The sequence below is a fragment of the Propionivibrio sp. genome (genome assembly GCF_016790145.1).
GTDB lineage: Bacteria > Pseudomonadota > Gammaproteobacteria > Burkholderiales > Rhodocyclaceae > Propionivibrio.
In genome coordinates this window covers 1-7068 of sequence record NZ_JAEUOI010000112.1, presented here as the reverse complement: position 1 = coordinate 7068, position 7068 = coordinate 1, and the positions used below count along the sequence as shown (strand labels likewise).

General features: G+C 60.1%; 5 protein-coding genes. 3 read left to right on the top strand and 2 right to left on the bottom strand.

The genetic code is table 11. The features are described from left to right. On the bottom strand, positions 1-205 hold a 205-nt coding region (locus JNM42_RS10195; RefSeq protein WP_294269010.1), incomplete at its 3' end, for a lycopene cyclase family protein. A gap of 19 nt (positions 206-224) precedes the next feature. Next, on the bottom strand, positions 225-1640 hold the full coding sequence (locus tag JNM42_RS10190; protein ID WP_294269007.1) for a coniferyl aldehyde dehydrogenase: 1416 nt from the start codon (positions 1638-1640) through the stop codon (positions 225-227). A gap of 113 nt (positions 1641-1753) precedes the next feature. Here JNM42_RS10190 and JNM42_RS10185 point away from each other — a divergent pair, with 113 nt between their 5' ends. The 3 genes from JNM42_RS10185 to JNM42_RS10175 all read left to right on the top strand — a co-directional run bounded on the left by JNM42_RS10185 (position 1754) and on the right by JNM42_RS10175 (position 7046). After that, entirely contained in the window at positions 1754-2485 is a 732-nt protein-coding gene (locus JNM42_RS10185; RefSeq protein WP_294269003.1) for a hypothetical protein, read from the top strand. 756 nt (positions 2486-3241) lie between these two features. Beyond that, positions 3242-4651 carry a hypothetical protein gene (locus tag JNM42_RS10180; RefSeq protein ID WP_294269000.1) on the top strand — a complete coding sequence of 470 codons (1410 nt, stop codon included), beginning with the start codon at positions 3242-3244 and terminating at the stop codon, positions 4649-4651. 148 nt (positions 4652-4799) lie between these two features. After that, positions 4800-7046 carry an IS4 family transposase gene (locus JNM42_RS10175; protein WP_294268997.1) on the top strand — a complete coding sequence of 749 codons (2247 nt, stop codon included), beginning with the start codon at positions 4800-4802 and terminating at the stop codon, positions 7044-7046. Positions 7047-7068: the final 22 nt, after the last annotated feature.

The following is a 7068-nucleotide window of genomic DNA, read 5'->3' as shown; positions in this document are numbered from 1 at the left end:
TGAGCACCTTGCTGCGCATCATCCAGATGATGCCCATCGGCATGTGAATCAAGGGATGCCGATCCGGTGGCCCGGCCTCCAGCAGACACACCGAAACATCGCTGTCTGCACTCAGCCGGCTGGCCAGCACGCACCCCGCCGAGCCGCCGCCAACAATGACATAATCGAACACGCTTTCCGCCTCCTGAGTGAGTGTCCCAAGCATCAGTTATCCAGTTCCCGGATCAGTGCAAAAGAATCTTCATCAAACGCTCGAACAGGGCGCCATAGGGCGGCTTGAACAGGCCGATACCCGAGAACCTCGATTGAACGAAAACGCCCTTCTGCACCGAAAATGTCCGGAAGCCATCGAAGCCGTGGTAACAGCCCATGCCGCTCGGCCCCACCCCGCCGAAGGGCAGGTCGTCCTGCGCGATGTGCAGAATGGTGTCATTGATCGTCACGCCGCCGGAAACCGTCTGCTTCAGCACCTTGTCGATGCCCGACGAATCGGTTTCGAAGAAATAAAGCGCCAGCGGTCGTGGCCGCGCATTGACATAGCCAATCGCCTGATCAAGATCGCGATAGGGGACCAGCGGCAGCAGCGGTCCGAAAATCTCGTCCTGCATGACGCGCAGGCCATCATTCACCCCGTACAGAACGAGCGGGAACAGGCGACGCGTCAGCGGGTCGGAAACCGCACCCGGCACCAGCTCGACAATTTCTGCGCCCTGCCCCCGCGCCTCATCGACATAGCCGCAAAGCCGCGCGTAATGGCGTTCATTGATGATGGTGGTGTAGTCCGGCGTATTCCGGATGTCCGGGTAGCAATGGGCCACGACGCGGCGCGCCGTTTCGATAAAGTCCTGTTCGCGACCGGCGGGCAACAACACATAGTCCGGCGCGATGCAGGTCTGTCCGGCATTGAGCGTCTTACCGACAATGATTCTCTCGACCGCCTTGTCGAAGTTGGCCGAAATGCCGATGATCGCCGGCGACTTGCCGCCGAGTTCGAGCGTCACCGGCACAAGATTATCGGCCGCAGCGCGCATGACATGGCGCCCCACCGGCGTCGACCCGGTAAATAGCAGATGGTCGAAAGGCAAGCGCGCAAAGGCCTGGGCGACCAACGCATCGCCCTCGACCACCGAGACCTCGTCGTCTGAAAAATGTTGTGCGATCAACCGGGCGAACAGACGCGACGTCGCCGGAGTCAATTCCGACATCTTGATCAGCACCCGGTTACCTGCGGCCAAGGCTCCAACGAGCGGAGCCACGGCGAGAAAAATCGGGTAGTTCCAGGGCACGATGATGCCCACCGCACCGAGCGGCTGAAAACGCAGCTCGGCGCGCGCCGGCCTGAACCACGTCGAAACGCGGCGGCGCTGCGGACGCATCCAGCGGCGCAGATGCGCCAGGGCATCGGCAAGCGCGGCATGACACGGGAAGAACTCCAGCAGGCGCGTTTCGGCAAGCGAACGGTTGCCGAAATCCTGTCGCACCGCATCGGCCAGCGCATCGGCGTTGTCACGCAACAAGCGATCAAGCACCCGCAGACGGCGCGCCCGCAACTCTACCGGCGGATTCGGCTCGCGCCGTGCCGCATTTTGCAAACGGGCAAAGCGACTCTCCAGCGAGTTCGGATCATCCAGATCGTTCATGCCTTTATCTCCGGTGCTTCGAATTCCATATTTTCAGTTTATGCCGCCGCCCAGCCAGCCGTTAGGGGAATTCTTCTAAATGGCAGGTGGCGAGCCGTGCATAATTCATCGCCATGGATGATTCGCAACCCGATGAAGAAAAGTCGAGATGGACCGAGGCACTGCGCCGCCATCTGAAAACGGCAAAAGCGCTTCGCCTTCAAGCCAATCAAGCGCCCGCCGCTGCCCGCAAGCGACTGCTGCTGCGTGAATGGCAAGCGGCACGCCTGGCGCGCAGCTATTCCGGCCTGCTGGCCAGCGAACGCTTCGGACAGGCCGCGCAGTTCTTTCTCTCCGACCTCTACGGCCCGAAGGACTTCAGCAGCCGCGACGAGGAAGTCGAACGGATTCTGCCGCTCCTGGTCAGCCTGCTACCGGCCTCAGCGCTGCAGACCATCGCGCTGGCCATCGAAGTCGATGCTCTGACCGAAGAGCTCGACGCCGCCATGGTTGTTGAGCTGGATCGCGCCGGAACAATCGACTGCATTGATGAAGACGCCTACACCGCCGCCTACCGCCAGGTCGGCCGCCGCCCGGAGCGGGAACGGCAGATCGTCCTCATCCGGACTACCGGCGAAGCCCTGGAACGGCTTGCACGGAATGCACTGCTCACCACCCTGCTCAAACTGATGCGCACACCGGCACAGCTTGCCGGGCTTGGCGATCTGCATGCTTTTCTGGCCAGCGGCTTTGCCGCCTTTCGGCGCATGGGAAATGCGCTCGAGTTTCTCGACTGTATCGAAAGCACCGAACGGAAACTGTTCCAGAACATGTTCAGCGGCGTCGCAAAACCCTTTGCATTCTGAGCCTTGGGCCGCCTCCGGAGTCAGGGTCGGCTTGCCTTCGTAGTTGAATCACCTGTTGTTTGCGGATATCCGTATTTTGTAATTGACAGGCAGACATTGCGCGTTGCAGCTTTTTACAGCGATTCATGATGACTTATAGGGTTGTTGACTGTCTCGGCAAGACCCAAACCTGCCGGTCGGGGTTTTGAAAAACTGCCATTCGCTGGGACGATGAAAACGCAGAATCAACCGTTCTAAATGCGGATTAGATATTTCATGGTGAACGGCGGTTTCCCGGCCGAAAGCGGCTGGTGAGTGCAAACTGATGGCGGACTGCTCCCGGCCATGAGGTGACACTGACGACGCATAAATTCCCCACCTCTGAGCGTCGGCTCAAGGCAGGACAGCGGTCATCCCTATACCTGCACACCTGACTCGGGTGTAATTGATCGCCGGCCAACGTCCTTAATCCTTCATGCGTGACCCTCTCTAACTCATAGAGGTACGTCCCCAGCTTTGCCGGGGGTCTCCAAAAGGTTTGACCTATGCGGCGGTCGAGTAGGTGTTTCATACTTCGGTTGAGAGTTTGAGCTGACGCTGTTTCGTAGTAGTCTATGCAAGGAAGACCAAGGTTGAACATGGATCGTATGATCTGCAGCGTAGCGTCTAACGGTTTTGAACGTGCATTTAGGGTCGCTAACAATTCAAGCCACCGGCTTTGCCGGTGGTATTTGACTTAGAGGTGTGGAGCGCGTTCCGACATGCGGAGAGGCTTTGATGTCTGTCAAATGGAAAGCGGCGCAAGCGACAGTATCGGGAATGCGTCGCATCGTTGGTGCGCTTGCCGGAACGCTCTTGGTCGGAGCTTACTTCGTATCCTCCGCGTCTGCGCAGGAGCCCACGTACGAGGCGGCATTCTCGGTAAAGTCCGGCAAGCCGATCACGGCCCAGACGTTCGTGGCGCTGATCCAGTCCTCCCTCTTCAAGGACGGCAAGACAAACGTCAAGGATGCGACCTTCTTCTTCCAGCAATGCTATGGCGGCGCATTCGTCGACCGTTTGAAGGATACCCTGGCCGGCACCAACCTGGATTGGGTTGCGGGCTCGGCTTCATCGGGGCAGGAAAAAAGTTTCGGGCAAAACACGCCGGACGCGATCAATCGCGCCTACGGGCCGGGAACACCTTATGGCCTGACCGACCAAGAGCTTGCGTTGCTGTCGAGCAAGACGCCCCAGAACTACTGGACGCAAACGCTGGTGCCCGAAGTCACGAAGGATCAGACCGTATTCACGGCACTGCAGGCGACGAGTGCCGCCGATCCCGCCGGCGCTACTGCCAAGATAGTGGAGTCTGCCATTCGGAAGACTTCTCCCAAGAATAGCCAGACCGTCGAGACGCCACAGATCGCTTCCGGTGGCCAGGGTAACCAGGTCAAGCTCAAGGACGCGGCGGCGGCGTCGCACCATGCCGTTTTGTGGACCGGGAACACCAATCGGGGCCGTTACGTCAACGATGTCAACAGCGTAAAGACTGCGCTGACCCAGCTGTGGGGCGACCCGAAGGAGAAACCGAATGTAACAATCGTTGAAGCCGCATCGCTGGCAGAACTTGAGGCTGTTATGAAGAATGTGTCCGCGAAGCTGGGGCCCAACGAGCAATTTGTGTTCTACGCGAGCGATCACGGGGAGGTGGTCAAGACTGTGCCGAAACATCAGGGGCCGCTTGGTCCTGGCATGTCGGATGTCATGCCCTTCACGCTGGACGACTGGCAGTTCACGGACATGATGTCGGTTAGCGACAATGTTCCGACGCTGTCAATAAATTACCGGAAACCGGGCGGAGACCCTTGGTCAGGTACTGCCGGGGTCTTTCTCAATGGAACCTGGATCGGGGATCTTGTCTCGGACGCCACGAGTTGGGACGCCGAGATTCCGAAAGCTCTCCTTTCACTGACGAACTCCCTGCAAATCGACGTTAAGGCGGGAGGTCCGCTCGAAATGACCGAAGCGACCTTCACCATCGGCCAGATCCCGACCTTCCCCGATCCTTCGGAGATTCCCGAGCCAACATCGATTGAGCTCTTCGGGATCGCCTGTCTCGCTGCGTGCGCCGGCTGGCGATTGCGACTGAATCGCGAATTGAAAGCGGGCGGCGGTGACCGCCACAATGACGGCGATGTCAGCTAGGTCTGCCCGTTGCCCATAAAAAACGCTGGACATTTTTGTGCGCCGCGTTTATCGTGGCGCCGTGGAAGTTCAAAATCAAATCAAGCGGGCCCTGTCCGAGCAGAGTTCCATCGAGATAATACATGGGCTGTTGAGTGAGGAGGCCTATGTGTACCGGTCGGCGTTTGCCGACGCGGTGTGCCAGCGTTTTGGATTTTACGATGCACGGGGTCGGATACAGCGAAGCGGCTGCATCAAGGCGCTGCGCGAGTTGGAACGTTCGGGGCGCGTTGTGTTGCCCGCGGCCAGCCCCCGGGGGGCCAAAGGAGCCCGGAGTGCGCGCCGTCTTGGCGTGCCCGTTCCGGACCCGAAAGAGGTACCTGAGCGGGCAGGTGAAGTACGCGACCTGTGTTTGATCAAGGTCGACACGCTGCCGCAGATGCTGATCTGGAACGAGCTGATGCTGTGCGAGCACCCCCAGGGAGCCGGGCCGCTGGTCGGCGCGCAGATGCGCTATCTGATTGGCTCCGAGCACGGCTGGCTGGGCGGACTGGGGTTCAGCGCGGCAGCGATTCAACTGGCCGATCGGGACCACTGGATCGGCTGGGACGTCAAGACACGGCGCGAGCAGTTGCACCGTATCGTGGGCATGAGCCGCTTTCTGATCCGCCGCTCGGTGCGCTGTCACAATCTGGCCTCCTGCGTGCTGGGGATGGTGCTGCGGCGTATTGATCTGGATTTCGAAGCTCAGTACGGGTATCGTCCCTGGCTCATCGAGAGCTTCGTGGAGACCGACCGGTTTGCGGGCACCAGCTATCAGGCGGCTAACTGGATCGAGATCGGCAAGACCAAGGGACGCGGTCGCCAAGACCGTGAGCACAACCATGCCAAGAGCGTCAAAGCCATCTATGTGTATCCGCTGCAAGCGGATTTCCGACAACGCCTGGGCGGTGTGGAACCTGTCGTTGCGAGTGCCCTGGGGATGGCCGAAGGCCTGGAGGGCGAGGGCTGGGCGCAGCAGGAGTTTGGTGGTGCAAAGCTTGGGGATCGGCGCTTGAGCGAGCGACTCGTGCAAAGCGCGCGTACGCTGGCCACGATGCCCGGCCAGGCGTTCTCGGGTGTGGCGCGAGGCGACTGGGCAGCGGTCAAGGGCTACTACCGGCTAATCGACCAGCCCGATGAAGCGCAGGTCAGCGTAGCGGCGATCCTGGCCCCCCATCGTGCGCGTACGGTACAACGGATGAAGGCGCACCCGACGGTGCTGTGCATCCAGGACGGGACGGACCTAAACTACACGGGGCGGGCGCAGTGCGATGGGTTAGGCGTGATGGGCGCCAACCAGACCGGCGCTCGGGGTTTGGGGCTTCACCTGCACTCGACGCTGGTGGTGAGCACCGAGGGCGTACCCCTCGGCGTGTTGAACGCACAGTTCACGGCACCGGTGACCCAATCAGACAAGGACAAGCGCCCCGCGCACGAAATTCCAATCGAGGAAAAAAAGAGCTTTGCCTGGATCGCCGGATTACGCGAGTGTGTCTCGCTGTGCAATGAGCTTCCCCAGACGCGCCAGGTCTGTGTGATGGACCGGGAAGCGGATTTCTTCGAACTCTTTGACGAGCAGCGCAAGAGCGCCAAGGTGGAATTGTTGGTGCGCGCAAAACACGACCGAGTGATGTCCGGCGAGGCCCACCTGTTCGAGGCAGTACGCCAAAGTCCGGTGCAAGGCGCCCTTCAAGTCGTGGTGCCGCGACAAAGTGCAAGGCCCAAGAAGAGCAAGCAAAAGGCGCGCACCGCCACCGAGCAGCGCACGGCCGATGTGCAATTGCGCTACCTTCAGATTACGTTGCCACCGCCAGCACACCAGAAAGCAAAGGCGCCGATCACCCTGTGGGTGGTGCATATCCTGGAGCCGTCAGCGCCTGAGGAGACCAAGCCGCTTGAATGGTTTTTGCTGACCACTTGCGCCGTCAACTCGATTGACGACGCACAAGCCTGTCTGCGCTGGTATTGCCTGCGCTGGCGCATCGAAGACTGGCATCGGGTGCTCAAGACCGGTTGCCGCATCGAAGATCTCGCACACCACAGCGCCGAGCGACTCGAACGGGCCATTGCGATCAACCTCGTCATCGCCTGGCGCATCATGCTGATGACGCTGCTGGGGCGGGCCTGTCCGGAACTTCCCGCCGAGGTGCTGCTCAGCGAGATCGAGGTCACGGTATTGAACGCCTTCGCTAAACAAAACAGAATCAAGTCGCCTGCCAACCTTGGCGATGCGGTGCGTCTGGTTGCCCGCTTGGGCGGCTATCTTGGTCGCAACAATGATCCGCCCCCGGGGCACCAGCTCATGTGGCAGGGCTATGCGGTCCTGCAAATCCTCTGCATTGGCTTTTCTCTTAGGCCGCCGGATACAAGTTGAAACACTTGTGGGTAATGGGCAG

Coding starts and splice junctions, on each gene's coding strand:
- JNM42_RS10190 (WP_294269007.1), bottom strand. CDS start 1,640: ATGAACGATCTGGATGATCCGAACTCGCTGGAGAGTCGCTTTGCCCGT.
- JNM42_RS10185 (WP_294269003.1), top strand. CDS start 1,754: ATGGATGATTCGCAACCCGATGAAGAAAAGTCGAGATGGACCGAGGCA.
- JNM42_RS10180 (WP_294269000.1), top strand. CDS start 3,242: ATGTCTGTCAAATGGAAAGCGGCGCAAGCGACAGTATCGGGAATGCGT.